The organism is Amycolatopsis sp. NPDC054798, assembly GCF_053611505.1.
In genome coordinates this window covers 53463-79629 of the sequence record NZ_JBSHAM010000008.1, presented here as the reverse complement: position 1 = coordinate 79629, position 26167 = coordinate 53463, and the positions used below count along the sequence as shown (strand labels likewise).

General features: G+C 68.6%; 28 protein-coding genes. 15 read left to right on the top strand and 13 right to left on the bottom strand.

All coding sequences use genetic code 11. The annotated features are described in order from the left end of the window. Positions 1 to 83 precede the first annotated feature (83 nt). A complete protein-coding gene (locus ACWGIC_RS07555; RefSeq protein ID WP_452075065.1) occupies positions 84 to 983 on the top strand; it encodes an ATP-binding cassette domain-containing protein in 900 nt (299 codons plus the stop codon). Further along, complete coding sequence (locus ACWGIC_RS07550) at positions 980 to 2575, top strand: ABC transporter permease (protein WP_452075064.1); 1596 nt, start codon at positions 980 to 982, stop codon at positions 2573 to 2575. Before ACWGIC_RS07555 ends, ACWGIC_RS07550 begins: the two co-directional genes overlap by 4 nt. Positions 2576 to 2577: 2 nt before the next feature. Here ACWGIC_RS07550 and ACWGIC_RS07545 read toward each other — a convergent pair whose 3' ends face one another. After that, positions 2578 to 2919, bottom strand: a complete 342-nt coding sequence (locus ACWGIC_RS07545; RefSeq protein ID WP_452075063.1) for a hypothetical protein — start codon at positions 2917 to 2919, stop codon at positions 2578 to 2580. Positions 2920 to 3038: 119 nt separating this feature from the next. Here ACWGIC_RS07545 and ACWGIC_RS07540 point away from each other — a divergent pair, with 119 nt between their 5' ends. Continuing rightward, positions 3039 to 4256: an MFS transporter gene (locus ACWGIC_RS07540; protein WP_452075062.1), complete on the top strand. Its 1218-nt coding sequence runs from the start codon at positions 3039 to 3041 to the stop codon at positions 4254 to 4256. Here ACWGIC_RS07540 and ACWGIC_RS07535 read toward each other — a convergent pair. Then, complete coding sequence (locus ACWGIC_RS07535; protein WP_452075061.1) at positions 4253 to 4798, bottom strand: TetR/AcrR family transcriptional regulator; 546 nt, start codon at positions 4796 to 4798, stop codon at positions 4253 to 4255. The genes ACWGIC_RS07540 and ACWGIC_RS07535 overlap by 4 nt on opposite strands. Before the next feature lie 184 nt (positions 4799 to 4982). Between ACWGIC_RS07535 and ACWGIC_RS07530 the strand changes: the two genes are divergently transcribed. Then, on the top strand, positions 4983 to 5747 hold the full coding sequence (locus ACWGIC_RS07530) for a nuclear transport factor 2 family protein (protein ID WP_452075060.1): 765 nt from the start codon (positions 4983 to 4985) through the stop codon (positions 5745 to 5747). 265 nt (positions 5748 to 6012) lie between these two features. On the opposite strand, the gene ACWGIC_RS07525 is transcribed toward ACWGIC_RS07530, so the two are convergent. The 3 genes from ACWGIC_RS07525 to ACWGIC_RS07515 form a co-directional block, all read right to left on the bottom strand. Next, entirely contained in the window at positions 6013 to 6798 is a 786-nt protein-coding gene (locus ACWGIC_RS07525; RefSeq protein ID WP_452075149.1) for a metal-dependent hydrolase, read from the bottom strand. Between the two features lie 58 nt (positions 6799 to 6856). Continuing rightward, positions 6857 to 7210 carry an STAS domain-containing protein gene (locus ACWGIC_RS07520; RefSeq protein ID WP_009086015.1) on the bottom strand — a complete coding sequence of 118 codons (354 nt, stop codon included), beginning with the start codon at positions 7208 to 7210 and terminating at the stop codon, positions 6857 to 6859. Positions 7211 to 7430: 220 nt separating this feature from the next. After that, positions 7431 to 7736 carry a WhiB family transcriptional regulator gene (locus tag ACWGIC_RS07515; protein ID WP_116200661.1) on the bottom strand — a complete coding sequence of 102 codons (306 nt, stop codon included), beginning with the start codon at positions 7734 to 7736 and terminating at the stop codon, positions 7431 to 7433. A 151-nt stretch (positions 7737 to 7887) separates the two neighbouring features. On the opposite strand from ACWGIC_RS07515, the gene ACWGIC_RS07510 reads away from it, so the two are divergent. The 3 genes from ACWGIC_RS07510 to ACWGIC_RS07500 all read left to right on the top strand — a co-directional run bounded on the left by ACWGIC_RS07510 (position 7888) and on the right by ACWGIC_RS07500 (position 9561). Next, a complete protein-coding gene (locus ACWGIC_RS07510; RefSeq protein ID WP_182893754.1) occupies positions 7888 to 8304 on the top strand; it encodes an ATP-binding protein in 417 nt (138 codons plus the stop codon). Continuing rightward, a complete protein-coding gene (locus ACWGIC_RS07505) occupies positions 8301 to 9077 on the top strand; it encodes a SigB/SigF/SigG family RNA polymerase sigma factor (protein WP_452075059.1) in 777 nt (258 codons plus the stop codon). Before ACWGIC_RS07510 ends, ACWGIC_RS07505 begins: the two co-directional genes overlap by 4 nt. Positions 9078 to 9141: 64 nt before the next feature. Continuing rightward, positions 9142 to 9561 carry an ATP-binding protein gene (locus tag ACWGIC_RS07500; protein ID WP_452075058.1) on the top strand — a complete coding sequence of 140 codons (420 nt, stop codon included), beginning with the start codon at positions 9142 to 9144 and terminating at the stop codon, positions 9559 to 9561. Here ACWGIC_RS07500 and ACWGIC_RS07495 read toward each other — a convergent pair. Then, the gene (locus tag ACWGIC_RS07495) at positions 9507 to 10043 is read right to left on the bottom strand and encodes a hypothetical protein (RefSeq protein WP_452075057.1); all 537 of its coding nucleotides are present in this window, start codon (positions 10041 to 10043) and stop codon (positions 9507 to 9509) included. The two genes, ACWGIC_RS07500 and ACWGIC_RS07495, sit on opposite strands and share 55 nt — an antisense overlap. A 125-nt stretch (positions 10044 to 10168) precedes the next feature. Between ACWGIC_RS07495 and ACWGIC_RS07490 the strand changes: the two genes are divergently transcribed. Further along, positions 10169 to 11182 carry a helix-turn-helix domain-containing protein gene (locus ACWGIC_RS07490; RefSeq protein ID WP_452075056.1) on the top strand — a complete coding sequence of 338 codons (1014 nt, stop codon included), beginning with the start codon at positions 10169 to 10171 and terminating at the stop codon, positions 11180 to 11182. A 28-nt stretch (positions 11183 to 11210) separates the two neighbouring features. Here ACWGIC_RS07490 and ACWGIC_RS07485 read toward each other — a convergent pair whose 3' ends face one another. From ACWGIC_RS07485 to ACWGIC_RS07475, 3 genes are all read right to left on the bottom strand, one after another. Then, positions 11211 to 14924, bottom strand: a complete 3714-nt coding sequence (locus tag ACWGIC_RS07485; protein WP_452075055.1) for a S8 family peptidase — start codon at positions 14922 to 14924, stop codon at positions 11211 to 11213. Positions 14925 to 15010: 86 nt separating this feature from the next. Next, entirely contained in the window at positions 15011 to 15664 is a 654-nt protein-coding gene (locus ACWGIC_RS07480; RefSeq protein ID WP_452075054.1) for an alpha/beta fold hydrolase, read from the bottom strand. Between the two features lie 253 nt (positions 15665 to 15917). Beyond that, complete coding sequence (locus ACWGIC_RS07475) at positions 15918 to 16571, bottom strand: HNH endonuclease family protein (protein ID WP_452075053.1); 654 nt, start codon at positions 16569 to 16571, stop codon at positions 15918 to 15920. A gap of 241 nt (positions 16572 to 16812) precedes the next feature. On the opposite strand from ACWGIC_RS07475, the gene ACWGIC_RS07470 reads away from it, so the two are divergent. The 5 genes from ACWGIC_RS07470 (at position 16813) to ACWGIC_RS07450 (ending at position 20582) form a co-directional block, all read left to right on the top strand. Further along, positions 16813 to 17850, top strand: a complete 1038-nt coding sequence (locus ACWGIC_RS07470) for a tetratricopeptide repeat protein (protein ID WP_452075052.1) — start codon at positions 16813 to 16815, stop codon at positions 17848 to 17850. Positions 17851 to 17922: 72 nt separating this feature from the next. Next, entirely contained in the window at positions 17923 to 18813 is an 891-nt protein-coding gene (locus tag ACWGIC_RS07465) for a hypothetical protein (protein WP_452075051.1), read from the top strand. Positions 18814 to 18823: 10 nt separating this feature from the next. After that, positions 18824 to 19189 (top strand): glyoxalase, encoded by a 366-nt coding sequence (locus ACWGIC_RS07460; protein WP_452075050.1) that lies wholly within the window; start codon positions 18824 to 18826, stop codon positions 19187 to 19189. A gap of 18 nt (positions 19190 to 19207) precedes the next feature. Then, on the top strand, positions 19208 to 19744 hold the full coding sequence (locus tag ACWGIC_RS07455) for a helix-turn-helix domain-containing protein (protein WP_452075049.1): 537 nt from the start codon (positions 19208 to 19210) through the stop codon (positions 19742 to 19744). 58 nt (positions 19745 to 19802) lie between these two features. Further along, the gene (locus ACWGIC_RS07450; RefSeq protein ID WP_452075048.1) at positions 19803 to 20582 is read left to right on the top strand and encodes a class II aldolase/adducin family protein; all 780 of its coding nucleotides are present in this window, start codon (positions 19803 to 19805) and stop codon (positions 20580 to 20582) included. Positions 20583 to 20588: 6 nt separating this feature from the next. Here ACWGIC_RS07450 and ppk2 read toward each other — a convergent pair whose 3' ends face one another. From ppk2 to ACWGIC_RS07430, 4 genes are all read right to left on the bottom strand, one after another. Continuing rightward, positions 20589 to 21479 (bottom strand): polyphosphate kinase 2, encoded by an 891-nt coding sequence (gene ppk2 / locus ACWGIC_RS07445; RefSeq protein WP_452075047.1) that lies wholly within the window; start codon positions 21477 to 21479, stop codon positions 20589 to 20591. A gap of 45 nt (positions 21480 to 21524) precedes the next feature. After that, a complete protein-coding gene (locus tag ACWGIC_RS07440) occupies positions 21525 to 22973 on the bottom strand; it encodes a hypothetical protein (protein WP_452075046.1) in 1449 nt (482 codons plus the stop codon). 111 nt (positions 22974 to 23084) lie between these two features. Continuing rightward, positions 23085 to 23816 carry a hypothetical protein gene (locus ACWGIC_RS07435; protein WP_452075045.1) on the bottom strand — a complete coding sequence of 244 codons (732 nt, stop codon included), beginning with the start codon at positions 23814 to 23816 and terminating at the stop codon, positions 23085 to 23087. Beyond that, positions 23816 to 24421: an RNA polymerase sigma factor gene (locus ACWGIC_RS07430; protein ID WP_452075044.1), complete on the bottom strand. Its 606-nt coding sequence runs from the start codon at positions 24419 to 24421 to the stop codon at positions 23816 to 23818. The genes ACWGIC_RS07435 and ACWGIC_RS07430 overlap by 1 nt, the downstream gene beginning before the upstream one ends. Before the next feature lie 181 nt (positions 24422 to 24602). Here ACWGIC_RS07430 and ACWGIC_RS07425 point away from each other — a divergent pair, with 181 nt between their 5' ends. Together ACWGIC_RS07425 and ACWGIC_RS07420 are read left to right on the top strand one after the other, a co-directional pair. Next, the gene (locus ACWGIC_RS07425) at positions 24603 to 25322 is read left to right on the top strand and encodes a hypothetical protein (RefSeq protein ID WP_452075043.1); all 720 of its coding nucleotides are present in this window, start codon (positions 24603 to 24605) and stop codon (positions 25320 to 25322) included. Further along, a complete protein-coding gene (locus ACWGIC_RS07420) occupies positions 25319 to 26152 on the top strand; it encodes a hypothetical protein (protein WP_452075042.1) in 834 nt (277 codons plus the stop codon). The genes ACWGIC_RS07425 and ACWGIC_RS07420 overlap by 4 nt, the downstream gene beginning before the upstream one ends. Positions 26153 to 26167: the final 15 nt, after the last annotated feature.

Genomic DNA, 26167 nt, shown 5'->3' with positions numbered 1-26167 from the left:
CTCCCACGGTCGCCCGGATGATCACTCGGTCCAGACGTTTTCTTAACTTCACAACTTCATGAAAAGAGTGTAGCTTCCGCATCATGGGAAACGCCATCGCGATCTCCGGCCTGCACAAGGCATTTGGCCGGGTAAAGGCCCTCGACGGCCTTGATCTTCAGGTTCCCGCGGGGGAAGTACACGGATTCCTCGGTCCGAACGGCGCCGGGAAGTCCACCACGATCCGGGTGCTGCTCGGACTGCTGCGCGCCGACGCCGGCGACGTCCGGCTGCTCGGCGGCGACCCGTGGCGCGACGCGGCGAGCCTGCATCACCGGCTCGCCTACGTGCCCGGCGACGTCAATCTCTGGCCCAACCTGTCCGGCGGCGAGGTCATCGACCTCCTCGGCAGGCTGCGCGGAGGGCTCGACCAGAAGCGCCGCGAGGAACTTGTCGAGCGCTTCGACCTCGACCCGCGCAAAAAAGGCCGCACGTACTCGAAGGGCAACCGGCAGAAAGTCGCCATCGTCGCCGCGCTCGCGTCCACTGTGGACTTGCTGCTGCTCGACGAGCCGACCTCGGGCCTCGACCCGTTGATGGAGGCCACTTTCCAGGAGGTCATCCAGGAGGAACGCGCGCAGGGCCGCACCGTGCTGCTGTCCAGCCACATCCTCGCCGAGGTGGAAGCCTTGTGCGACAAGGTGAGCATCATCCGCAACGGGCGCACGGTCGAGTCCGGCACACTCGCCGAACTGCGCCATCTCACCCGCACCTCGATCACCGCGGAGCTGTGCGGACCGCCGAACGGCCTGGCCAGGCTCTCCGACGTGCACGACCTCAAGGTCGAAGGCAACCGCGTCCGCTTCGACGTCGAGACGCGCTCGCTCGAGGACGCGCTGCGCCAGATGACCGAGATCGGCGTGCGCAGCCTGGAGAGCCGGCCGCCGACGCTCGAAGAACTGTTCCTGCGCCACTACGCGGACGAACTTGAGGCAGGGAAATGACCGGCGCGCTCAACGGCACCGGACCGCTCATCCGGCTCGCGCTGCGCCGCGACCGGATCATCCTGCCGATCTGGATCGTCCTGCTCAGCCTCATTCCGGTGGCCACGATCAGCAGTTACGACCAGTTCTATCCGACCGCCGCGAGCCGCGCCGGGCTCGTCGCGTCGGCCGCCGCGAACCCGTCGTTCGCGCTGCTTTACGGCCCGGCGTTCAATCTCGGCACGGCAGGCGGATTCATCGCCTGGCGAATGGGCGGATTTTTGGCGCTGCTGACCGGTTTGATGGCGGTCTTCACGCTCACCCGGCACACCCGCGCGGAGGAGGACACCGGCCGTGCCGAACTGCTGGCGTCCACTGTGGTCGGTCGTTACGCACCGCTCACCGCCGCGCTCGCGGTGACCGGCGGGGCGAGCGTGCTGATCGGTGTGCTGCAAGCGATCACGCTGGCTTCGAAGGTTCCCGCAGCGGGTTCCGTCGCGCTCGGCGCCAGCACCGCGCTCGCGGGCCTGGTTTTTACCGGCGTCGCCGCGGTTGCCGCGCAGCTCGGTGAGTACTCGCGCACTGCGAACGGCATCGGCACGGCCGTGCTCGGCGTCGCGTTTCTGTTGCGTGGCGCGGGTGATTCCACCACCGACGCGCATTGGCTGTCGTGGCTGTCACCGCTCGGCTGGGCACAGCAGATCCGGCCGTTCGCCGAAGAACGTTGGTGGGTACTGGTTTTGCCCGTCGCGACCGCACTCGTGCTGTTTGCCGTGGCCTACGCACTGCTGCCGCGTCGCGACGTCGGTGTCGGCCTGCTTCCGCCGCGGCTCGGCCCCAGCGAGGCCGCACCGTCGCTGCGCTCGCCGTTCTCGCTGGCCTGGCGGCTGCAGCGGGGTCCGTTGTTCGGCTGGCTGATCGGGCTCGCGGTCGGCGGCGCGTTGTTCGGGACGATCGCGCAGGGCATCTCCGGCCTGGTCGGCGGCACCGAGCAGAGCAGGCAGATCTTCGAACGGCTCGGCGGATCGCACGGACTGGTCGACGCTTTCCTCGCGACGATGGTGAGCCTGTTCGCGATGCTCGCTTCCCTCTACGGCGTGCAGGCGACGCTGCGGATGCGCACCGAAGAAACCGCGATCCGCCTCGAACCGCTGCTGGCCACCCGCGTCGGACGGCTGCGCTGGGCCGCGAGCCACCTGGTGTTCGCCTTCCTCGGCAGCGCGTTGCTCGTGCTCGTCGGGGGCCTGCTGCTCGGACTGTCGAACGGGCTGCGCGGCGGTGACGTCGGGCGCTCGGTCGGGAACATGGTCGCGGCTGTCGCGGTGCAGGTCCCGGCGGCGTGGGTGATCGTCGCGGTGGCGGCGCTGATCTTCGGGCTGCTGCCGAAACTGGCGACCGCCGCTTGGGGCGTGGCGGCGCTGGCGTTGCTGATCAGCATGTTCGGGCCGGTCGTCAACGCTCCGCAGGCACTGCTGGACGTTTCGCCGTTCCAGCATCCGCCGAAGGTGCCCGGCGCGGTGTTCACCGCGGTGCCGCTGGTCGTGCTGCTGGCGGTCTCGGCGGTCGTGCTCGCGGCCGGTCTGACCGGCTGGCGCCGCCGCGACGTCGGCTGACGTCAGCGTTCGTCGCCGCGGAAGAACCCGGTGGTCGGGCCTAGCGACGTCGGCGGGGGTGCCGGCGGGTTCGGCGGCGCCGGGGTGACCGACACCGTGGCGGTGGTGGTGCGCGGCGGCGGAGCCGGGGGCGCCTGCGGGCGCTGGGTCACGGTGATCGGCGGCAGAGGGAGGCCGGTCACCGTGACCGTCACCTGCTGTACCGGCGGCGGGGTGGACGACGACTCTCCGGCCGGACGCGGAGTGCGACCGGCGACCAGCAGCGCGGCCACGAGCAGCCCGCCAGCAAGCCCGGCCAGCCCGGTCACGACGACATAACCCCAGGTGGGAGCGGTGTCCGACATTCGGCACCTCCTCGCCGCACGGTCACTCGGCTACGAGGGTCTCGTCGCGTTGATCATAGGCGTCGTTACGGACTGTGCAACTTGATATATACCGACTCAACTTATATAACACTACCCTTATGAGGGGGATTCTTCGCACGCCGGACTTCCGGCGGCTTTGGCTTGCCGACGGGCTCAGCCAGGTCGGCAACCGCATCGACTTCATGGTGATCCCGCTGCTGGCCACCACGACGCTCGCTGCGTCCGTGGTCGAGGTTTCGCTGCTGCGGACGCTGAGCACGCTGCCGTACCTGCTGATCGGCCTGCAGGTGGGCGCGTGGTGCGACCGGATGCGCAACCGGCCGGTGCTGATCACCGCCGACCTCGGCCGCGCGCTGCTCATCGGCTCGATCCCGCTCGCCTCGGTGTTCGGGTCGCTGACGCTGGGCCATCTGTACGTCGTGGTGCTGCTGACCGGCGCGTTCACCGTGTTCTTCAACGTCGCGCACTCGACGTACCTGCCGCATCTCGTCGAGCGCGGCCAACTGCCCGAGGCGAACGCCCGGCTGCAGACGAACCTGTCCGTCGCCGCGATCGCCGGCCCTGGCCTCGGCGGGCTGATCGTGCAGTTCATCGGCAATGCCGGCGCGATGGCGGTCGACGCGCTGACCTACCTCTGGTCGGCCGCGTGGCTGCGCCGCATCCGCACGCCCGACGTACGGCCCGAGCCCGCTGAGCGGAACCTTCGCCGCGAAATCGGCGAAGGATTGCGGACGGTGCTGCACAACCCGATCCTGCGGGCGATCGCCCTGCACAGCGCCGCTTCGAGCCTGTTCCAGTCGATGTTCATGGCGGTGTCGATGGTGTTCTCGGTTCGCGACCTGCACCTCGAACCGTTCATGATCGGCTTGCTCGGCACGATCTCACTGGTCGGCGCACTGCTCGCGAGCGGCGTCGCGCGCCCGCTCGGCGCTCGCTTCGGTGCCGCGCGGGCGTTGTATCTCGGCACCGCCGTGTACAGCGTTTCGTTCCTGCTCAACGCTTTCGCGACGCCAGGGTGGGGCCTCGCCTGGTGGGTCGCTGGCGGCTTCGGATCGAGCTTCGGAATCATCGTGCTCAGCGTGTTCGAGACGAGTTTCCAGCAAGCCATCACGCCGCGGGAGCTGCTTGGGCGCGTGTCGTCGGTGTCGCAGACGGTTGTCTTTGGAGTGACCCCGCTCGGCAGCCTGATCGGCGGCTTCATCGCCGAATTCACGACAACCCGGGTCACACTGTACGTCTGCGGGATCGGAATCCTTGCGTCGTCGGCGATCCTGCTCGCTTCGCCGCTTCGCACGATGCGCGACCTTCCGGACTAGACCTTCCGCAGACCGTCGAGCAGTACGCGCACGAGATGCCGACTGTCGGTCGTAAACCGCTCCACGGCTAGCGCGCCAACGATGAGCGCGCGCAGGTCTTCGCCGTCGATGTCCGTGCGTACCGCGCCTGCGGCTTGCGCGCGTTCCAGAAGCGCGGTGAGGTTCACGCGAAACCGCTCCGCCGCTTCGGCTTTGTACGCAGAACCGCTTGTCTCGCCAAGCGCTTCGCAGATCGCCCGGTTACGCGACGCCTGCTCGATGACGCGCGTGAAGTAGTCGTAGAACGCTTCGCCCGGCGCGTCGGAGTCGATCAACTCCTGCGCCTCGACCCCGTACTGCTCCAGCCGCTCCACGACGACCGCCTGGAACAGCGCTTCCTTGCTGGGAAAATGCCGGTAGACCGTACCCGCGCCGACGCCGGCCAGCCGCGCGATGTCGTCAAGCGGCACAGAGAGCCCGTCGACGGCGAAGGCCGCCTCGGCGGCGGCCAGCACGCGGGCGCGGTTCCGCCGCGCGTCGGCGCGGAGCGCAGGCTTCTCCACCAGCAATCTCCTCTGCTCTCAAAGTGGTGCGGTCGTCCGATTCTTCCCTGGAACGATCTCCGCCGCTTCTGACCGTGTCTCAGATCTCCAGGCCGTCGTTGACAAACGGAGTGCAAACTCCGTATCTTCTTAAGCGGGTGACCCGTTCCGATTATCCGCCCGTCTTCCCGAATGAGGTTTTCCGATGCCCCGCACCGTGTCCGAAGTGGCCGAGATCGTCGCGAACGCGTTGAGCGCGATCGACGCCGCACCGCTCGCCGACGTTCTCGCCGAGGACGCCGTCTACGAAATCCCGTTCGCCGGCCACCGCTCGACCGGCCGGGACGCCGTACTGGCCACGCTCGGCGCGGGCAGCGCCGTCGCGGCCCGGATCGGCCTGGAGAAAGTCGAGGTCACCACCACCGAAACCGCGGACGGATTCGCCGTCGAACTCGTCGCCGAGGGGCGGAATCCGCACACCGGACACAGTTACCGGCTCCCGTCGTCCGCCGGGCTGCTGACCGTGCGAGACGGCGAGATCACGCGGTACCGCGACTATCCGAACCACGGCGCGGCAAGCACGTTGATGGGGACGAAGGAGGTGTTCCAGCGTTTCCTCGACGCGGCCGTCGACAACCGCTGGGACGATCTCGCCGACCTGTACTCCGAGGACGTCGTGATCGAAATCCCGTTCGCGCCTGCCGGGGTGCCGAAGGTGACGCGCGACCGCGAGGAGTTGCGCAAACGCTTTCACGAGGCAGGCGAGCGCCGTCGGATCACCAAGGCGGACCGGGTGGTCGTGCACGAGACCGCCGATCCGGAGGTGCTGGTGGCGGAGTACGACCTGCACGGGGAGTACGAGGGCAAGCCGTACGTGTCGACGTACGCGATGGTGCTGACGGTGCGGGACGGGCGGATCGTGCACTCCCGGGACTACTCCGGGCCTCCGGTGTTCGCGAAACCGGCCTGAGCGGCGTCAGACCTTCGCCAGCCCGATTGCCATGTCCGCCAACGCTTCCCGCCCCTGCCGCAGCTGGAGGCCAGTGGCCTGGAATGGGTCTCCGCCGACCGGGCCCTTCGCGCGGCGGACGCCGCGAACGACCCCTTAAGCGCAGAGACTGCTCGGCTCGGTTTTCGGCGCTCCCCGATGCCGAACGACGTGCCCGGTTCCTCGTCGATGTCGCCCGGTGTTTCGCGCAACTGGGCAAAGCCGAGCGGGACTCTGGCGTCGCGGGCTACTGCGTCGCGGTCTGCGAAGCCGCCGGAGTGAACAAATGCTCCACCGTGGCCACCGTCCAATCCCACACCCCCGGCACCAGCAACACCCCTGCCAGCGCGAACACCGGGAACACCAGCCGCGTCTCCACCTTCTTCCCGGTGTGCAGCCGCAGCGGTTTCGGCGGGCGGATCTCGTACCAGGTCTCCCCCGCGATCGGCAGCGGGAACAAGAACGGGCAGCCCGACCGGGTCAGCGAATCGCCGAGGCAATGCACGAAACAGCCGGCCGCGACGGCCACCCCAAGCCAGCCGGAGATGTCCGCCAGCTGGGCCACTCGGTCGTCCGGCGCGGTGAAGTACCACCAGACCACCGCGCCGCCGTAGGGCAGCAGCAGCCAGTCGCCTAGCGCGGCGACGGCGAGCAGCAATCCGAACAACAACACGCCCAGCACGGCCCAAGCCCCGCCAGCGGTACAGCCGACGGACGTGGCCGCGCCGAGGGCGACAGCGAAGAGCAGGGTGTGCGAGAGGTGCCGGTGCGTGCCGGTCACCTTCTCGTCGCGCGGGCCCTTCGTCAGGGCGTACACAGCCGCGGACACCCGGCGCAGCAGCCAGGACAGGCCGCCGGTCAGCCAGCCGAACAGGCGGGTCGCGCTGGCGCTGGGGTGGTCCAGGTCCGGCAGCAGCGCGAACCCGGCCGTGGTGGCCGCGAAGACCACTGCCTGGTGCACCGAGCCGACGCCGACCGCGGGTGCCAGGGCGAGCCCCGCGCACCAGCCGGTCAGGGCGTGCGTGCGCCCCATCATGATGGTTGTCCCCCAGGTCGCGGGCCATTTCAGTCCGCGCGACCGTATCGGGAGATCAGGCCGGGGGTTCCTCCGACACGCTCAGGTGTTCGGCCACGCCGGTGAGCTCGATCACCCGGCTGACCGCCGGGCTCGGCACGACCTCGAGTTCGACGTCCTGCTCCCCGGCCTGCCGCTGGGCGTGCAGGACGACGTTCAGCGCCGAAGAGTCGAAGAAGGTCACCCCGGTGAGGTCGGCCACCACGCGGCGGGAATTCTTGTCCGCGATCAATCCGGCAAGAGCTTCCTGCAGCTGCGGGCTGGTGAGCAGATCTAGCTCACCCGTGACCACTACCCTCGGCTCAGCGGCCGCGGTGTCCAGCGTGATGCCGAATCCGGGCGGAGTGGCGTTCTGGTCGGCTGCGGGCATGCAGTTTCTCCTCGTCAGGCGCTGCTCCTGCGCCGGTACGCGCCTGTTGTCTCAAGAGGCAACCGTGTCACGGTCCCAAGCATCTGGAGACTCAACCCTAACCCAGTGGGTGACTGCCGCCGCGTCGGCACACGGCTACACCTTGGCGCGCGGGCGACCGGCGGACACACAGCACCCCGCGCGCCGCAGGTGGGCGCGCGGGTCTCTGGGGGCGGTCAGCTCAGGCGGACACTGTCTTGCGCTTCGCTCGCCGTTCGCGCATGAACAGCTCGCGGCGCTCGATCTCGCCGAGCCCGCCCCAGATTCCGTACGGCTCTTCGACGGTCATCGCGTGCTTGCGGCACTGGGCCAGCACCGGGCAGGTTTGGCAGATCGCCTTGGCACGGGACTCGCGGCGCTCTCGCGCGGAGCCGCGCTCATTGTCGGTATGGAAGAACAGGCTGCTGTCCGCTCCGCGGCACGAGCCTTGAAGCTGCCACTCCCACTCCTCGGCCACCACGTTGGGCAGTCGGCTCACGTCAGCCATGTCGTCCCCACCTTTCCCGGGATCAGCACACTCGACGGCTACATGCCCGCCGGTCGCGGCGGTCAAACGCGGGTTTGGTTTGCTCATCACCCGGGCATGTGGCAGATCGGGCACGAAAGACTGGCGTGGCACGCCAGAGAGAGGACAGCACGTGGAGGAGAACGCCCCGCTCGAGCGCGAGGACGCACAGCTCATCGAGGTGCGAACGGCGGCTATCCCGCACGTGGTGCCCACTCTGCGCACCATCGTCGCCGACATCGCCATGCGCCAGGACTTCGACCTGGACGCGGTCGAGGATCTGCGGATGGCCGTGGACGAGGCCTGTTCGATGCTGCTGCCCTCGGCCGCCGACGGCAAGCTGACCTGCGTGTTCTCCTGGCTGGAGGGCCGGATCGAGGTCACTGTGTCGGTTGTCTCGGATCGCGCCGACCACGGCGACGAGACCGGTCTGTCCTGGCAGCTGCTGACCGCGCTCGCGACGTCGGCGCGGCGCACCGTAACCCCGGCCAACGGCCGGTACCTCTCCCGGGTGCAACTGGTCCGGGAGAGTGAGGCGGCCAGCTCGTGACGAACCCCGCCGGCGGCGACAAGCCCACCGACGTGGCAGCACTGTTCCACGAGCTGACCGAGCTGCCCGAGCATTCGCCCCGCCGCGAGGAGATCCGGGACCGGCTGGTGCGCGAGCATCTCGAACTGGCGCGCAACCTCGCCCGGAAATTCCGCAACCGCGACGAGGCGATGGACGACCTGGTGCAGATCGCGACCGTCGGCCTGATCCACGCGGTGGACCGCTACGACCCCGCGCAGGGCACCGATTTCCTGGCCTTCGCGGTGCCGACGATCTCTGGTGAGCTGCGCCACCATTTCCGCGACAACAGCTGGTCGGTCCGGGTGCCGAGACGGCTCAAGGAACTCAACGCGACGATCTCGGCCGCACGGGAAGAACTGACCGTGCGGCTTTCCCGCGCGCCGAAGCCGAGTGAGATCGCTCGCCATCTCGGCGTGCCGATCGAGGACGTCTACGAGGGCCTGCGGGCGGGACAGGGCCGTTACGGGGCCTCGCTGGACAATCTGCTGGAGAACTCCGCGCACACCCGCTTCGGCGCGCCGGACGCGAACCTCGGCCAGGCCGAACTGCGCGAGGCGCTGCGGCCGATGCTGGACAGCCTTCCCGAGCGCGAGCGCAAGATCGTGGCGTTGCGCTTCGGGTCCGGGATGAGCCAGTCGGACATCGCGCGCCGCGTCGGGGTTTCCCAGATGCAGGTGTCGCGGCTGCTCGCCGCGACGCTGAAAAAGCTCCGTACCGGACTGGCCGAGACAGACATCACCGAGGGCACCTGATTCGCCTTCGCCCGAGTTGGGTAAACACCATATGCGAGCACAGCGGTCGGGAGGTGCGGAAGCCATGACGACGTCGAGGATGCCAACCAGGAGCACGGGGGCGGCCGCCGCCACTGTGCGCCTGGAGCTCCCGGACGACGTCACCGCCCCCGCCATCGCGCGGGCACAGGTCCGCGCCGCGCTCGCCGAACTCGACGTTCCCGCCCAGCTGCGCGACGACGTGCTGCTGGCGACCTCTGAGCTGGTCACCAACGCCTTCGAGCACGGCGACCGGCCGGACCGGCTCGAACTCCGGCTCGAGCACGGCGAACTGATGGTGCGGGTGTTCGACACCTCTGCCTCCGCTCCGAAATTGAAGGAACCGGTCGCCCCGTCCGCGGCGCGCAGCCGGGGCCTCCAGCTGGTGCGCGCGCTGTCCCGGCGCTGGGGCTACGACCCCGCCGATGGCGGGAAGTGCGTCTGGGCGGCGTTCGCCCTCAGCTGACGGTTGCCCGCCACCACGAGCCCGGCCGCGCCGAGCACTCCCAGTCCGATGCCGAGCCAGCCCACGATCAGGCGCGGCCGTTCGGCCATCGCACAGCCTTCGGCTCCGTGCGCCTCGGTGATCAGCCAGCTCTCCGGAGTGCTGAGCGCGGTGCCGCAGGCGATCCGGACGCTCGTGGTGTCGTTCGGCGGGTCGCCCTCGCCGAACCTGTTCGCGGGTAGTCCCAGCATCTGGTCGCTTCGCGTTCCGTAGATCGTCCGGACGGCAGTGGGGTTTCCGTTGCCGTCGAGGTAATAAAGGGCAGTGACCGGCAGCAGGAAGAACACGATTCCGGTGACGAATACCGCCGCGCACGCCAGTCCGAGCCACAGCAGGGGATGCCGGGCCGCGTTCGGCCGCGCGTGCTGACCGGCCGGGTGTTCGCCGGTGAAGGCCTGGTCATCCGGGTCGGGGGAGGTCGCGGAGTGGCGATCGTCGGTCATCGTCGAGCCTCTCGATCGGGGATGCCGAGGCCCGGTTGTAGTCCGGTTCGCCGGGACGGGTCCCCGGACGGCGCTGTCCGGTTTTGTCTCGTTCGCTCCCGTTGCCGGTGCCTTACGCTCGCCGAATGCTGGACGCAATCGGGGTGACCGGGGACGAGGAGCGGGTCTACCGGCTCCTCGTCGGGATGTTCGACGCCGGACCGCGGCAGGTGGCCGAGCAGTTGGGGCTCAGCGCGGCACAGGTGTCGGCGATCCTGCGTTCGCTGCACTCAAAGGGTCTGGTCAGCCTGGTCGCCGGGGACGAGCCGCGGTACGCGCCTTCGCCGCCGGACGTCGCGTTCGGGCCGTTGCTGATGCGCGGGCAGGAATCCCTGGAGTGGGCGCGCGCCGCGGTGAGCCGGATGGCCGAGGAGTACCGGGGTGGTGCGCGGCGCCGGGACGCGACACAGCTGGTCGAGGTGATCACCGGCAGCGCGGCGATCCGGCAGCAGCTGACGAACATCCAGGTCGGCGCCCGGCACGAGTTGCTGTGGTTCTGCCGGGCCGGGCACATCGCGATGGCCTCCGGCGAGAACGCCGACGAGTACGACGCGCTCGCTCGCGGCGTGCGGTACCGGGTCGTCTACGAACGGGCGATGCTGGAACAGCCCGGCATGATCGAGAACGTCGCGCACGGGATCCGGCACGGCGAGGAGGCGCGGTCGTCCACCGTGGTCCCGGTGCGGCTGGCGATCGCCGACGGCACCATCGCGTTGTGCCCGCTGGTGCAGAACCTCGACGGCTCCGGCGAACCGACCGCCGCGCTGATCCGCGAAAGCAGCCTGCTGGCCGCGTTGATCGCGTTGTTCGAGAGCTACTGGGAACGCGCGTGGCCGTTGCGCGCGGACGGGACGCCGCAGGACGCCGAACGAACGCCGGGCGGCACCGGAGGACCGGACCGGGACGAGCGGCATCTGCTGTCGTTGCTGGTCGCGGGGGTCACCGACAAGGCGATCGCGACCCGGCTCGCGGTGAGCCAGCGGACCGTGCAGCGGCGGATCCACGACCTGATGTCCCGGATGAACGTGCAGACCCGGATGCAGCTGGCGTGGGAGGTCAGCAGGCAGGGCTGGCTCGACGAGCCTGCGGCAGCCGGATAACCGCGAGGGTTATCCGGCTGCCTCTTTCTCAGGAGAGCCCGTAGGCCCGGATTACCGTCTGCTGCACCGAATTCCCGTCGCCGTCGGATCCGTGCACGCGCAGCGAGACGAAGCCGTTGGTCCGGTCCAGCCGCGGATGGTCGACCACGGCGCGGAAGCGGCCGCCGCCGACGTTGTCCATCCGCTTGACGTTCGTCCACGTGCGACCGTCGTCATAGGACACTTCGACGGTCAGCTGCGGATTCTTCGGCGCGGCCAAGCCGTCCTGGTTGCGGACGGTGAACTCGACCGGCAGCGAACGCCCGGCGCGCGCCTTCTGCGTCAGGTCGGTCTGCACGCCGTAATCCACCTGCAGCAACGGAAGCAGGTCCGTTTTGCCTTGGGCGGGCCGCTTCGACCCGAAGGTCCACGACGTTTCGGTGTGCGTGCCGTACGACCAGTCCGGAGTGGACTTGGTCAGCGACAGGTCGAGCCGGTACTTCGCCGGGTCCGCCGAAGCGGGGAACTTGCCCCACGCCGCCGGTCCTTCCTGGACGAGTTTGCCGTCCTGGTAAAGTTTCGCGCTCACCTGGTCCGGCACGTCGTCCCAGCCCGATTCGGAAAACGCGTAGTGCGACGTTTCCGGATCGGCGAACTCCGGGATGCGGAAGGCGAAAGTGTCGCCGGTGCGCGACGTTTCCAGTCCCGCACCGCGCGGAATCGCCGGCCGGACCACGGGCGCGTACCAGTTTTCCGTCGCCCGCTGCCCGGCTTTGAACGTATGCGGCTGTTCGAGCATGCCGACCGCGAGCGGCTGGAAAGTGTCCCAGCTCAGCTTGTTGTTGACCCGGTGCTGCCAGATCGTCTCGTCCGTCGAAACGATCTCCTCGCGGGCCGTTCCGGTGTGCGCGTACCGCTGGTACTGGTTGATCGCGGTCTTTTCCCATGGCCGCCAACCGAAACGCTGTTCGGACAGCCACTCGTCCTTGCCGGTCGCCCGGTAATTCGCGGTGACAGTCGCGCTGTTGCGCTCGCTGACCTGGTAGACGATCTTCTGCGGGATCTGGTCGTGCGTCACCTGCATGATGTCGTACAGGTACGGGCTCACCGGCGTGCCCTGCAAGAACATGCTCGCGAAACCGAGTTTCGCCCGGTCGGCCAGCTTCATGCCCTGTTCGTTCGTGATCAGCGTGGAGGGAATCGGCAGGCGGTCGCCGCGCGGCTGCCAGTGACCGTAGGTGTGCTCGCCGGGCATGCTGACGACTATCACCATCGCGGCACCCGCGGCGGCGGCCTGTTTCGCCGCGGTATCCGGATTGGTGCCTTCCTTCGCGGGGGTCACCAATGCGATTTTCCCGCGCGCCTTGGCGAATTGCTCCGGCTTGTCGGCGGCGACCGGTACGACGCCGAGCCACTTGAACCCGGAAATCGCCGGAGACGAAGCGTAGTAGAACAGCTCGGTCTTGATACCGAGCCACGGCAACGTGGTCGCGGTCAGCATCGGCGCGGTGAGCTGCCACCGGGTGCCGAATTCGAACGATCCGTTCTTGACCTTCTCCGTCGGCGTCACGTAGATGTGCCGGACGCCGGGGAATTCCATGACGTAGTTCGAGATCTTGCGCGAACCGAATTCGCGGTGCGCGTAGCTGCTGATGATGTTTTCCAGCGTCGACGGCCGCGGTGTCTTGATCTCCACCGGCACCGCGGTCCGCGCGTCCATCACCAGGTTCAGGTCGCCGGTGAGGGAGAACTCGGGTTTGAGCACGATCGCGAGTTCCTCGTCCGGAGCCACCCCGGTGTGGAACATCGCGCGAGCGTAGTAGGTGCCCTCCGGAAGTTCGGTGACGAACGGGCGGTCGCTGAAGACGTCCCGGACGATGTCGTACCGCATGTCGTCGCCGAAGATCTGGATGTCCATCGGGTAAGCCTTGCCGTCGCGGCCGATGCCGGTGACGGTCACCTTGTGCTTTGGCGGTTCCTTCACCAGGCCGACCGTCGTGTGCACCGCGCCGACGAGAACGCTGCCGGTGTAGTTGCCGGGCACCAGAGCGGCCGAGTCGACGGTGATCGCCACCGTCGCGGTCCCGTTGGCCGGAACCTCCACAGTGGACTTATCCAGTTTCACCGCGTCGCCCGGCGTGGCACCGTCACCACGGCGCAGGTCGAGCTTCGGGGTGATGGTGACCGGCGCGGAAGTCGTGTTGGTGTAAGCGATTTCCTTACGCACCGGGCCGCTGTCCTTGGTGACCGGGCCGAGGTTCAGCGTGCCGGTCGCGAAAACTCCGGGACGCACCGCTGCTGCCGCAACGTCCACGCGCCCGCCGCCCTGCTGGAAGGCGTTGAGCCCCGCAGAGGGCTTCGACGTACTGGCCAAACCGTCCTTAAGCTGCTGCGCGGTCCATTGTGGATAGCGCTGTGACAGGATCGCCGCCGCACCAGCGACATGCGGCGTCGCCATCGACGTGCCGGACGCCGCGGTGTAGTACTGGTCCACCACTTCGCCCATCGAGGTGCCGGCCGCGCGGGCGGCGACAATTCCCACGCCGGGCGCGGTGATGTCCGGCTTCACGGCCTGGTCGCCCTGGCGCGGACCCATGCTGGAGAACGGGGCCAGCTCGTCCTTGCGGTCCACCGCGCCGACGGTCAGCGCGGAATCCGCCGTGCCGGGCGAGCCGATGGTCGACGCGCCGTTCTGGCCGTCGTTGCCCGCGGCGACCACGAACAGCGCGCCAGTGCGGGCAGTCAGTTCGTTGAGGCCGACGCTGAGATCATCCGTGCCGTCGGTCGGGTCGCCGCCGAGGCTCATGTTGATCACCTTGGCACCGGACGTCGCGGCCCACTCCATCCCTTGCAGGACTTCGGAAGACGAGGCGGTGCCGTCGTCGCCGAGCACCTTGCCGACGTACAGCTTCGCGCCGGGTGCAGCGCCCTTGCGCGTGCCGCCCGCGGCCGCGCCGCTGCCGGCGATGGTCGCCGCGACGTGCGTGCCGTGGCCGAACCGGTCGACGACATCAGGGCTGGTCGAGAAGTTAGCCGACTTCGCGACCTTGCCCGCGAGGTCCGGATGGTTCGGGTCGTAGCCGGTGTCGAGCACGGCGACGGCGACGCCGGATCCGTCGAATCCGGCCGCCCACGCCTCCGGTGCCCCGATCTGCGGGACACTGCGGTCGAGCGACGCGTGCACCTTGCGGTCCAGCGTGATCCGTTCCACCGCGCCGGAAGCCGCGTGCGGACCGGTGAAGGACTGCCAGAATTCGCTGGCGCGTTTCTTGTCTTCACGCACCGCGCGGCCGTTCACGCTGGGCAGTTCGGCACCCTGTGTGGTGGCGGCAAGCGTTGGCGCGGAAGCGATCGAGACGCCCTTGGAGTAGTGCGCGATCATCGGCACCGTCGGGCTCGACTCGTCCGCATAGCCCTGCGCGATCAGGTCGGTGACGTTGAACAGGGCTTTGTCGAGGCGTTTGTCCGCCACGAGCGACACGGCGTCGGCCGGGATGACCAGCAGCTTGCCGTCCACTTCGGACTGGGTGAAGCGGATGTTCTCCCGCCCCTTGCCCGGCCGGACCGTCGCGATCTGCCTGCCGCCTTGGACGCTTTCGACTCGCACGACGTCACCGGTGAGCAAAGTGACCGTGTGCCGCTCACCGGGACTAGGCGCCGGTGAACCGCTCGCAGGCTCGGCGGCCGCGGGCGCCGCGTGGCCGAGTGCCGCGACCAGTGCGCCCGTGCAGCCGAGAGTGATGGCTCGTGATCTCCACGTCATCGCACAAGATTCGGGGCGAGCCGGGGTTCACGTCACTACCTCTCGGTGTCGCCGTTGCGACATGTCGCAACTGGGACAACGCCTGGTTAGCCAGCCACTGCCGAGTAATAGGCCATTAGGCGGTCAGCCAGTTCGTCCGGACGGCTCAGCATCGCGAGATGGGAACCCGCCATTTCGTCCGCGTCCAGCCCCAGCCGCTCGCGCGCGACCCGGCGCAGCAGGTCGGCGGAGAAGAACCGGTCGTCGCGGAAGAGCAGCACCTTCGTTGGCACGTCCGGCATCCGCTCGCCCGGCCACGGAAGGCTGTACTCGGCACTGTTCTGATCCCGGCCGCGGCGCTCGTTCTCCTCCGCCAGCTCGGCCGGGAGGTCCGCCATGAACTGCTCGACGGTGCTCAAGCCCTCGGCCGATTCGAAGCCGACGTTGCCCCACCACTCTCCCGGAGCCTCGCCCGGGGCGGGCACCATCCCGGCCAGGAACACGAGAAGCCGCGCGTTGACCCGCTCCGCCACGAGCGGCGCGGTGAACCCGCCGTAGGAATGGCCGACCACGACAACGTCCTTGGCGTCGCCGAGGGCCGCGACGACGGTGTCGGCGAAGTCGGCGAACGTGGCCTTCGGGTTCTCGATGGGCAGGTCCGGGGCCACGACGTCGTGTCCGGCCGCTTTGAGCCGGGCGGCGACCAGATGCCAGTCCCAGCCGCTGCCGCCGCCCCCGTGGATCAGTGCGAATGTCGCCATGCCGCCCAGCTTGTCACGTCTCGTGAGTGTTTATGCCGGTTCTAACCGGCATCGCCACTCACGAGGCGGGAACCTCCGGCTGTTCGGGTCGAGAGGCGATAGTGCGCCCCAATGTGGCATTGGGTGCATGTGACGCACCGAATGCCACATTGGGTGCGTCCGACGCACCCAATGTGGCATTGGGGTGCTTGAGCCCGCACGCAGGCAGCCGGAACGCGGTGCGCCCTAACCGGCATAAACACTCACGAGGCGGTCAGCAGCGCTTCAGCATGTCCTGCAGCGCGTTCTTCTCCATGTCCGTGATCGTCAGTCCGTAGTAGTGCTTCACCGTGACCCAGTCGGTCGCGTAGGTGCACCAGAACGACACCAGCGGCGGCTTCCACTCGTCCGGTGCCTTGTCGCTCTTCTGCCGGTTCACGCTGGCCGTCACGGCGAACAGCTGCGGGCGCGTGAGGTCGTTCGCGAACTGCTCGCGCTTCTCCTGCGTCCAGTCGCGCGCACCGCTCACCCAGGCCTGGCCGAGCGGGACCATGTGGTCGATGTCGAGCTGAGTCGCCTTGGTCCAGGTCTGGCCGTCGTACACGCTGAGCCACGTGCCCGACGTCGGCTTGCAGTCGCTGCCCGCCTTGACGTCCTTGCCCGCGCGCTTGAGGACGGTCTCGCGGGTGTCGCAGCTGTCGCCCTGGCTGTCCCAGTGCTTGAACTTGTCGCGCGAATAACCGGTCATAGTGCCGCGCGCCCCGATCTTCAGCTCGGACAGCTGTTTGGTCGCGTCCGCGGCGGACGCCGGCGCGGCCTCGGACTGGGTGTCGCCGACTTCGCGCTGGCCGTACCAAAACCCGGCGACAGCGATGAGGAGCACGACCGCGAGCAGCACGGTGCGCTTGGTGGGGAACGGCCGGGCCATGGTGCGCGGAATCCTCTCGGGCGGGGAGTTCGGGGAGCCGGAGTATGCCTGTCATCGGGCCGGTAATCGCGCAGACACTCTCGGCAGCGGCGAGACCGTGGCACGGACCACGTCGGACCAGTTGTTGCCCGCCAACGAAAAAGCGCAGATCAGCGGGGGTGGATAACGCTCGCGAAGGTGTCACGTCCGCGCCGCTTGGAACGACTGTCTTCAGTGGGGGCCGGAAAGGAGCGGGTCCGAGATGCCCGGGCGGCTGCGGAAGTGGAACACACGCGTCGACGACTACCTGCGCCGGAAGGCGGCGGAGGGCGGCAACGTCGTCGCGATGACGCGCGTCGCTGCTGACCTGCGCGAACGCGGCGATGCGGAAGAGGCTGAGCAGTGGTATCGCCGGGCCGCCTCGGGCGGTGACCGGATAGCCATGACCGCGCTGGCCCGCCTGCTGGCCGAGCGCGGCGCCGACGACGAGGCCGCCCGCTGGTATCACGAAGCCGCGCAGGCCGGCGAGCCGCACGGGATGCTCGGATACGCCCGCACCTGCGAAAGCCAAGGCCGCCTAGGCGACGCTGAGCACTGGTACGCCGCCGCGTTCCAGGCCGGTGCGACGGAGGCGGCCGGACTGCTCGGCCACCTGCTCGTCGAAGACGGCCGGTACTCCGACGCCGAGGGCTGGTGCCGCAGCGCCGCGGAGGACGGCGACTCGACGGCGATGCTGGACCTCGGCGTCGTCCTGCGAGAACTCGGCGCACCCGAGGAGATGGCGCACTGGTGGCGCACCGCCGCGGAGGCGGGCGAACTCTCGGCGACCTGTCTGCTGGGCCGGGAAGCGGAACGGGCCAACCGGGAGGGCGACGCCGAGCGGTGGTTCCGGCGTGGCGCGAAGGGCGGGCACGTCGAGGCGAAGGTGCGGCTCGGGCTGCTGCTGCATCGCCGGGGCGACCTCGAAGAGGCGGAGCGCTGGTACCTCGAAGCCGCCGAGGCGGGCGACGCGGCGGCGATGACCAACCTCGGCGTCCTCGCCCGCAACCGTCGCGACGACGGCGAGGCCGCGGCCTGGTACCGCAAGGCCGCCGAACACGGCAGCATCCCCGCGCTCACCAACCTCGGGCATCTCGCCGAGGCCAGCAGCGACCTGGCCCAAGCCGAACGCTGCTTCCGGGTCGCCGCGGAAACCGGCGACGTGCAGGGAATGCTGAGCCTGACCCGGATGCTGCGCGCCCGCGGAGCCACCGCCGAAGCCGACCACTGGCAGGCACTCGCCGCCGATCGTCCACAGTAGACGCGTTCTCGGGGTCGAACTCCGGGATCTTCCCGGATGTTCCCCGGCAGCGGTCGGGCTAACGTCGATGGGGTGTTCCGACGCGTGCTTCTCGCCATCCTCGCCGGTATCGCGGTATTCCTGGTGCCGTGGACCGTCTACCTCGGGCTGACCCTGCCCGAGCACTTCGACACGAGTCAGTGGCGGGTCGCCTGGGTAGGCTTCGACATCGTCCTGGTGCTGTGTTTCGCCGCGTCCGTGCTGCTCGGAATGCGGCGCAGCCGCGCCTCGGTGCCGATGCTGGCCGCCACCGCGGCGCTGCTGTGCTGTGACGCCTGGTTCGACGTCGTCCTCGACTGGGGCGGTCCCGACCAGTGGGCCAGCCTCGGCACCGCGCTGTTCGCGGAGGTGCCGATCGCCGTGTTCCTGATGCTGCGGGCCCGCGCTCTGCTCGCCGGGAACGCGCGACCGCGGCCGTTGACCATGCGTGACATCGCCGTGCACACGAACCCGGCCTACCAGCAGGTGCTCCGGCTCTTGCCAGCCACGTCGGCCGAACTGCGCGAGCAGGCCCCGTCGGTCGACGTTCCGGCCGCGCTGCTCTCCCTCACCCACGCCGGCTACGCCCGCCGCGCCCGCGACGGCCGCTGGCACCCCGTCCCGCAGAGCACGAACGAAGCGAAGCCAGAGGACTTTCCCGAGGAGGACCGGCCGAAGCTGGCCGCCTACCTGGACGCGAAGTACGACCGCGAGGTGCGTTTGATGGCCTGGGCCGCCGAGCGTCGCGACACCTTCGACGGCTGGACCGCCGGGAGCCGCGCTGGCATGCGGTTGAGCTACAAGGACTTGAAGGAGTTCGAGGCGGAGTACCTGGAGCTGGTGCACCGCTACGCCGCCCGCCAGGCCGGCCCGTCCGACGAGGCGCGTGATCTGTCGGTGCGGTTCTACGCCTTCCCGGAACCAAAACCCGCTGAGCTGGCGTAGGTTCCGGGACGTGATCCATCACGTGCAGGTCGCCTGCCCGGCGGGCGCGGAGGACGACGAACGCGCGTTCTACACCGGCGTCCTCGGCTGGGCGGAACTGCCGAAACCGCCCCTGCTGGCGGCACGCGGCGGCTGCTGGTTCCGGGTCCCCGGAGTCGGCGGCCCGGACGGCGAACTGCACGTCGGCGTCGAGGCGGATTTCCGGCCGGCGGTGAAGGCGCACCCGGCTTTCGTGGTCGATGTGGACGCTGTCGCCGCCGCGATCGAAGCCTCCGGACGGTCCGTGACGTGGGCCGATCCGGCGGAAATCCCCGGCAGGCGGCGGTTCCACGCCTTCGATCCGGTCGGCAACCGGCTGGAGTTCCTCGAAGGCTGAGCCGCTTACAGTGGGGGCATGAGCCAGGAGGCGGAAGAAGCCGAGCAGCGGATCACGCGACGGTTGCGTGAGCTTCGCCTGGAACGCGGCCTCACGTTGGACAAGGTCGCCGCCGCCGCGGACCTCACGCCCGGCTATCTGTCCCGGGTCGAGAGCGGCCAGCGGGTGCCCAGTCTTGGCACGCTGGTGGTTCTCGCGCGGGCGCTGGACGTCAGCGTCGCCGATCTCGTCGCTTCCGAGGAACGCGGCTCGCCGATCGTCAAGCGCGAGGACGCCGTCACGTACGGCACTCGCGGCGCTTCCCTGACCCATCTGTCCCCGCCGTCGTCCGGCCTTGAGGCGACACTGGTGTCGCTGCGCAACAAATCCGTCCCGCCGCGCCCGAGCCGCCACCGCGGCGAAGAGTGGCTGCACGTCGTCAGCGGCCAGCTCGAACTGACCCTGGCCGGCGAAACCCACCTCCTGACCGCCGGTGACTCCGCGCAGTTCCCCGGCAGCACCGACCACACCCTGCGCGGCGCGCCGGACGCGGAAGTCCTCGTCGTGATCGCTTGACTCCCATTGTGCCTCCGAGGCACCCTATTTGCCAGACAGGCAAATTTGGGAGATGCTGATGACCGACGCCCCAGTAGCCGAACTCGACCTCGACACCCTGCCCGAGCACCTGGATTCCGTTGCCGCGGAACGCACGCACCGCAAACGGCAGCTCGCGGTCGCCTTCCGGTTGTTCGCCCGGTACGGCTTCGACGAGGGCATCGCCGGGCACCTCACCGCGCGGGACCCGGAATTCCCGAACCGGTTCTGGGTCAACCCGTACGCGGTGCACTTCTCCCGGATCAAGGTCAGCGACCTGCTTCTCCTTGACGAGAACGGAAAAGTGGTCGAAGGAACGCGGCGCACGAACAAGGCCGCCTTCGCGATCCACTCGACCATCCACGAAGCCCGCCAGGATGTCGTCGCCGTCGCGCACGCGCACACGATCCACGGCCGCGCGTGGTCGGCGTTGGACCGCCTGCTGGACCCGATCGTCCAGGAATCCTGTGCGTTCTACGAAAACCACGTGCTCTTCGACGAATACAAAGGCCTTGTCCTCGAACGCGACGAAGGCGTCCGCATCGCCGCCCGGCTCGGCTCGAAACGCGCCGCGATCCTTCGCCACCACGGATTGCTGACCGTCGGGCGCAGCGTCGGCGAGGCAGCGTGGTGGTTCATCACGATGGAACGCGCCTGCCAGATGCAACTCCTCGCCGAAGCCGCCGGTACGCCTCGCGTCATGACCGCCGAAGAAGCCACGCTCGCCGCCCGGCAATTCGGCAGCGCGAACATGGCGCGCAACAACTTCCGCCTGCTGGAGGATCTGATTGTCGAGCAGGAACCCGACGTGCTGGACTGACCGGCTTCAGTCGCCTACCGCGTCCCGCCCGCGCTTCACGATCAGCGGATCCGGTTCCCCGACGATCTTTTCGTCTTTGCCCTCGTACTCGAACCGCGACAGGAAATAGCGCATCGCGTTGATCCGGGCGCGTTTCTTGTCGTTGCTCTTGATCGTGATCCACGGCGCGAGATCGTTGTCCGTGCGGAGGAACATCGCTTCCTTGGCCGCGGTGTAGTCGTCCCATTTGTCGAGCGACTGCAGGTCCATCGGGGACAGTTTCCACTGCCGCACCGGATCGACCTGCCGGATGATGAACCGGGTGCGCTGTTCGGCCTGCGTCACCGAAAACCAGAACTTCGTGACCGTGATCCCGCTCTCCACGAGCATTTCCTCGAACAGCGGCACCTGGTGCATGAACTGCTCGTACTGTTCGGGCGAGCAAAACCCCATCACCTGCTCGACCCCGGCGCGGTTGTACCAGGACCGGTCGAACAACACCATCTCGCCCGCAGTCGGAAGATGCTGGACGTAACGCTGGAAATACCACTGATGCGCTTCGCGGTCGCTCGGCTTGGACAACGCGACCGTCCGAGCGTGGCGCGGGTTGAGGTGTTCCATGAACCGCTTGATGGTGCCGCCCTTGCCCGCGGCGTCCCGCCCCTCGAAAAGAATGACGTGGCGGCTGCCGGTTTCGCTGATCGAGTTCTGCAGCTTGAGCAGTTCGACCTGCAGAAGGTATTTGGTCTCTTCGTACTCCTCGCGCGGCATCCGCTGGTCGTACGGATAGTTCTCCCGCCAGGTGTCGACCGCCTTGCCGAACGCGTCGATCAACACGGGATCGTCGTCGTGATCCTCGCCGACCGAATGCCCGTCGATCTCCAGCCGATCGATGTACTCCCGCACGTCCCGCAACATGCGGCCGACCTTAAGCAGGGCAGGTGAACGGCAGGTGTCTCAGGCTCAGGACGCTGGAACCAGGCAGAGCCGCGCAGTCCCGGACATCGGCGCGGAAATCGTCCAGCACCCCAGCGAGCCCGGCGGCGGCGCGCCCCGGACCCGGCGCAAGGCGAGGTCCAGCTTTCGCGGCCGCACGGTGTCGTCGAAGAAGGCGAAGTTCACCCGGAGCAGCCCACGCGACAGATGTCCGGCCCGAGCCTCCAGCTCGCCGATAGCCCCGGGCATGCGGCCGCGATCGGAGAACACGTCGATGATCGCGCAGTCGCAGGTGTAGGCCAGCACCCCGATCTCGTCGGCGCTCGCGACCGTCCGGTCACCAGCCAGCCTGCCGACTTCCTTGCCGATTTCGGCGTACTGCGCGCTCGATGTGTAATTGGACGTGAACGGGGCGAAATCGCGCGGCAGACCGGCACCCGCGTAGCCCACGACACTGCCGGCGAACAAGGACCCGACCGCGGTCAGCCCCAGTGCACGCTCGGCCCGGCGGGCGGAGCCGGCCACGACCGCACAGGTGAACAGCGTCGCCGCGACGATTCCCGGGCCGTAATACCAGTGGTACGGCGGCACTTTCAGGAAAACGTACGCCAGGCCGTGTCCCGCTCCGGCGATGGCGAGCGCCGCGAACGGGAGCAGCCGGCGGAAGGCCGCGTCGCCGCACAGCGCCAGCACCAGCCAGCGCAACCCGGCCAACGCTGCCAACCCGACGCACAAGAACGCGAGCACTGTTTGTCCCGGCATGTTCTCCCAGTACAGTCCGACGCCGTTGCCGAATTCCCACTTTCCCCAAGCCTGTCGCGCGCCCTGCAGGGTCTTGATGACGAGGGTGTCCGGAACGGCGGCTCCCAAGACGACCCAGCTGAACGCGAACCAAGGCACCGCGACCAACGCCGCGCCTTGCACGCTGCGCAGGCCGTCGACCCAGAATCGTCGCCGGGCCAGGAAAATCACTCCCGCGAAGAGCAGCAGATCGACCCGGACCAGGCTCAGCGCACCAGCCACCAGTCCGAAGGCGAACGGCCGCCGCTCCGCCGAAAAGACCAACAGCCAGCCAAGTCCGGCCGCGCCGAGTGCGACCTCCATGCCGATCGATGACACCAGCAGCGGGTTCACCGTCAACGCGGCAGTCGCGAGAACCGGGAACCAGCGAGGCAACCCGGTGATCGCGCCCATTCTCCGCAGCGCCTGCACCAGCAGCACCTGACCTGCCACGTACAAGAAACCCGCGGCGAGAACCGCGTCCCGCAGCACGAACGTCAACGCCGCCAGAAAAAGCACGTTCAACGGCGAGGTTGCCGTATTCGAGGTGCTTCCGGCCAGCAAACCCCAATTCCCGTGGAACGCGAGATTGCGCGCGTAGCTCAAGGTGATGTAGGTGTCGTCGATCAGATGACCGCGCGCTGAAATAAAGACCAACGCCGACGCCGCAGCTACTCCGAGCAGCAGCCAATCCACCCGCCTTCGGGTGGAAACCAGCTGTGCACGACCTGGTCGAGGCGTCGTCAAACCCGTTGACATCACAGCGTTTCCCCCAGCAGCCGTCTTCGTGCGACGACCGATCCAGTGCTATTTACCCGGAAATTCTCGGAATGTTCCGTCGCGCATGGTCACTCGAAATTTCCGATGAGAGTCATCCTGCGGTGAAGAGCCTTCGAGATATTTCACGGCGAAAGTGCCGTCGTTCAGCACCGCGGGAGTCACCGAATCGCCCGGCCCGAGCATCGCCACGTCAACCACGTCGGCGGTAGCGACCCCGAACACGACACTCGGCTCGCGGGGATTGACGATGCTGCTGAAACCGCAGACCGGACGGGTGCTGCTGAGATCGGAGTAGCCTTCTCGCCCACCGGGTCCCTCCCCGGAATCGGCGACCATCAGGCCGGACACCCGGCCGTGCCGGAGAACGCAAACCGCCGCGAGCGTGGCGTTGCGGAGGACGAGGTAGCCCCGCTCCGAGTCTTGGTCGATCTTGAGAGTCGAGCGCCAACTGCCCGGATCCGGCAACGTGACTCCGAAAGAGGGGGCACTGTCGACGCAGGACTTGAGCTGCCCCGCGTCCTCGGCGCCCGGCGCGGCGCCAGCCGGAACCGGAGCCGATTCCAAGCCGGCGTCGCGCACCGGCGAAAAGACCAGCGTCGCGCCCAAGGCCAGCGCGCCGACTCCCGAGGCGACCGCCAGCGGCAAACCCAGATTCCGGCACCGCCGTGCGCGCAGTCCCGGAGCGAGCCGGTTCCACATGGATTCCTTCAGGAGATCGGGCATCGGCCGTTCGGGCGGCAGAGTGAGATCGTCAGCCATCAGAACCCCTCCCCCGCCAACACGTCGATGTCTCGCAGCAGTTCCCGCAACCGGGCTCGCGCCCGCGAAATCCGCGCGCGCACGCTCGGTTCGGCGATCCCGAGCACCGCTGCCCCCTCCGCGGTCGACAGACCGCCCAGCAGGCAAAGCTCAACCGCCCGCCGTTCGGCTCGAGGCAACTTCGCGACCGCACTCAGCACGACCTTCAGCCGTCGGTCCGCGTCGACCTGACCGGCCACGGCCTCGGCGTGATCGCGCACGACGGTGGTGCGCGGCAGCCGCGGCAGGACGGCCGCGAACCTTCCGAGCCGACGCTGTTCCCGGCGAGCCAGATTGGCAGTCACGGTGTACAGCCACGGCCGGGCGCTGTCGTTCACCAACGTCACCTCGCCGAGGCGACGCCACGCGGTGAGGAAAGTCAACGAGGCCAGGTCCTCAGCGGTGGCCCAGGATCCGGTCAACCGGTACGCGTAGTTCCACACCGCGCTGACGTGCCGGTCGAACAACTCCCCGAACGCCGCGACGTCGCCCGCCGCGGCTCGCACCCACAGCTCCTGGTCGCCACCGGGGGTGTCCGGGACCTCGGCGTCGTACTCGGCCGGCATCCCCCACCCCCGCCCCTGATCCGAAACTGTCGTCACAATCCCCTGTCCCCGCTCGGCATGGCAGCGTTGCATCAAGCCCGGGATCAGAGTGATCAGTGTCTCTCCTCGGTGGAAGCGGAGAGATATAGTCGGGCGGAGCCAGGTCGCGACGTCCGGTTCGCCAGGCGAAGGGCTGCGGGGGATGACCGACAACGGGCGCGAAGAGCCGCCGACGAACCCGTTCCCCGCGGCGGGTTACGGCTACCCGCCGCCACCCGCGAAACCCCGGCGGACCGGCTGGATCATCGGCGGGGTCGCCGCGTTGGTGGTCGTGCTGGGGATCGGGATCGCCGTCGGTGTCGTGGCCGGGCAGTCTTCCGATCCGCCGCCGAAGCCGGTCGCCGCGCCGGGTTATTCGATGGACAACGTCGGCAATGCCTGCGATCTCGTCGATCCCGCCCCGCTGAAGAAATGGTCGCCCACGCCCAAGGGCCAGCCCAAGCATGAGGAAATCCGCCCGAGCGAGCACGACGCCGGCCGTCTGAGCTGCCAGCTCCGCTACACCAGCGACGATCTCCTCAACACCGCCGAGATCCTTCTCGACGTCGATTTCACCGAGGGCACCGCGCCGTCCTCCTACGAGAGCTGGAAACGCGGCACCCTCGCCAAAACCGGCGAGGGCAAGGCGTCCGGGCCCGTCACCGGAATCGGGACACAGGGCTTCTGGCACTCCGAGGTCTACGGCGAGCTGGTCGCGGACACGCGCTACGTCCTCTGTGCGGTGGACGAGAACGTCTCGGTCCGCGTCCGGCTCAACTTCAGCCGCAGCCGGGACGTCGCCCAGGTGCATCGCACCGAAGTCCAGCCGATCGCCGAAGCACAGGCGCGGAAGGCGTTGAACGGGCTGAAAGGGATTCGATGACGGACTCTCCTGGCGACGGCCAGCATCCTTATCCCGTTGCCGGGCAACCGGTTCCGCCGACAGGTCAGGGATACCCGCTGCCGGGCCAGGGACATCCGCCCGCAGGACAGGGATACCCGCCGCCCGCGAAACCGCCCGGCCCCAAGACGGGGCTGATCGTGGCGGGCGCGATCGGGCTGGTCGTGGTCCTCGGCGTCGGGATCGCGATCGGTCTCTCCGTCAGCGGCGGCTCGTCCACCCCGGAAGCCAAGCCCACCCCGAGCCCAGCCCCCTCCGCGACAACCCCGTCCACCACAGCCTCGCCCACCGCACCGCCGGGCAAGTACTCGATGAGCGGGATCTCCAACGCCTGCGACCTGCTGGACCCCAAACCGCTGGCGAAGTGGTCCTCCACCCCGATCCCGCCGGTCCGCCGGGAAACCCAGCCCAGCGGCGGCTACGGCGGCGGCCTGAGCTGCAGTCTCCGCTACACCAGCACCTCCAAGACCGACGACGTCGCCACCAACGAGGCCGGGATCGCCCTCCGCGCCGAGTTCGCCTCCGCGGACCGGCCGCCGGTTTACGACCAGTGGAACACCCGCCCGTCGCAGGGCTGGACGGCAGGCACGATCGCCGGGCTCGGCACGCGCAATTACTGGCGCGCCGGTGCGGTCACAGAGCCGGGCCCGCGCGCCAGCTACATCGTGGGGGTCGAGGACAGCAACGTGACGGTGGAGATTCAGGTCGCCGTCTACCGCGCTCCCGGCGAGGCCCCGCTGAAGATGGACGACCTGTCCTCGATCGTGCAGGCACAGACCCGCGCCGTGCTGGATCGGCTGAAGAAGCCGTAAAACCGCATACCCTGA